The sequence below is a fragment of the Janthinobacterium sp. SUN120 genome, from assembly GCF_030397735.1.
GTDB classification, from domain to species: Bacteria; Pseudomonadota; Gammaproteobacteria; order Burkholderiales; family Burkholderiaceae_D; genus Janthinobacterium; species Janthinobacterium kumbetense.
The window spans coordinates 1-1,424 of record NZ_JAPUBW010000021.1; the positions used below are offsets into that span (position 1 = coordinate 1).

Annotated in this window: 1 protein-coding gene; it reads left to right on the forward strand. The window is 67.1% G+C overall.

From position 1 onward, the window contains the following. Nucleotides 1–15: 15 nt before the first annotated feature. Nucleotides 16–1,424 (forward strand): amino acid adenylation domain-containing protein (locus tag O0879_RS28540; protein WP_289920048.1); only part of this gene is annotated, 1,409 nt, incomplete at its 3' end.

A 1,424-nucleotide genomic window follows, 5' to 3' on the forward strand; every position in this document is an offset into this window, starting at 1 on the left:
GAACGCGGTCTGGAGATGATTGTCGGCCTGCTGGGCGTGTTGAAAGCGGGCGGCGCCTACGTGCCGCTCGACCCGGTCTATCCGAACGAGCGCCTGGCCTATATGGCCGGGGACAGCGGGCTGTCGCTGCTGCTCACGCAGGAATCGCTGCTGGAGCGGGCCGCTGAATTGTCGGCCGGCCGCGCCGTCATCATCGCCGCGCTTGATGCGCCAGCCTTCGCCGGCCAGTTGCAGGCGCATGCGGACTGCAACCTGGCTCGTCTGCCGGCGCAGGGGCCCGACAATCTGGCCTACGTGATCTACACGTCCGGCTCGACCGGCTTGCCCAAGGGTGTGCTGATCGAGCACCGCAATGTCACGCGGCTGTTTGCCGCCAGCACCGGCCAGTTCGGTTTCAACGGACGCGATGTCTGGACCCTGTTCCACTCCTTCGGCTTCGACTTCTCGGTATGGGAAATCTGGGGCGCGCTGCTGCATGGCGGCCGCCTGGTCGTGGTGCCGCACTGGGTCGCCCGTTCGGCGCCCGATTTCTACCAGTTGCTGAGCAAGGAGCAGGTGACGGTGCTGAACCAGACCCCGAGCGCCTTCGGCATGCTGATCGTGGTGGACGGCGAGCAGCGGGCCCCACTGTCGCTGCGCTGCGTGATCTTCGGCGGCGAGGCGCTCAACGTCGCCACGCTGCAGCCTTGGGCCGCGCGTCACGGCGACGCTATGCCGCAGCTGGTCAATATGTACGGTATCACCGAGACCACGGTGCACGTGACCTACCGCCGCCTGCTGATGGCCGACATCACGAACACGTCCAACCCCAGCGTCATCGGCCATCCGCTGGCCGACCTGTGCGCGGTGATCCTGACGCCACAGCGGGGCTTGACGCCGGACGGCGTCGTGGGCGAACTCCACGTCGGCGGCGCCGGCCTGGCGCGCGGCTACCTGAACCGTCCAGAACTGAGCGCCGAACGCTTCATCGCCAATCCCTTCCATGACGCCGGCGAGCCGGCCAGCAGTACGCGGCTGTACCGCACGGGTGATCTGGTACGGCGTCTGGCCGACGGCAACCTGGAATATGTCGGCCGCATCGACGAGCAGGTGAAGATCCGTGGTTTCCGCATCGAGCTGGGCGAGATCGAAAGCCGGCTGGTCCAGCACGAGGCCGTGGCTGCAGCCGTGGTGGTCGTGCGCGAGGATATCGCCGGCGACAAGCGGCTGCTGGCCTATCTGACCGTGCAGGAAGGGCGGGACGCTTCCGCCGCAGCGCTGCGCGAATATCTGCTGGCAAGCCTGCCGGAATATATGGTGCCGGGCGCCTTCGTGCTGCTCGAACAATTGCCGTTGACGCGCAACGGCAAGGTGGACCGGAAGGCGCTGCCGGCGCCGGACGCCAGCCAGTTCCAGCGCGAATATAGCGCGCCGCAGACGGACAC